Below are 436 nucleotides of genomic sequence, written 5' to 3'. Positions count from 1 at the left end.
GCTCAGCAGCAGCGGCCAGAAATACTCGTTCCATGTCGAGATGAAGATCAGGATGGCGAGCGAGGCGAGCGTCCCGCGCAAGCTGGGCATGACCACCTCCCACAGCACTCGCCAGTGCCCGGCGCCATCCATTCGGGCCGCCTCCAACACCTCTTTCGGAAAGCTCCGCATGGTCTGGGCCAGCAGCAGGATCGCGAGCGCGGAGGCGAAGTTCGGCAGGATCTGTGCGGCGACGCTGTCGAGCAGACCCATCCGCGCAATCAGCAGGTAGTTCGGGATCATCACGACCTGGAACGGCACGAGCCAGGTCAGCGCGATCAGAGCGTAAACGAGACGATCGCCCGGGAAGCGCCAGCGCGCGAAGGCATAGGCCGCCAGCAGCCCGGTGAAGAGCTGGATCACCGTCACGACGACGGAGACGACGAGCGTATTGGCC

1 protein-coding gene is annotated in these 436 nt (G+C 64.7%); it reads right to left on the bottom strand.

Going from position 1 to position 436, the window contains the following annotated elements; translation table 11 throughout:
- Positions 1–436 (bottom strand): carbohydrate ABC transporter permease (locus AB4Y92_RS25915; protein ID WP_441822230.1); only part of this gene is annotated, 436 nt, incomplete at both ends.

The organism is Lysobacter sp. TAB13, assembly GCF_052113885.1.
Taxonomy (GTDB): Bacteria; Pseudomonadota; Gammaproteobacteria; order Xanthomonadales; family Xanthomonadaceae; genus Lysobacter; species Lysobacter gummosus.
This window is presented reverse-complemented; position numbering and strand designations above follow the sequence as displayed.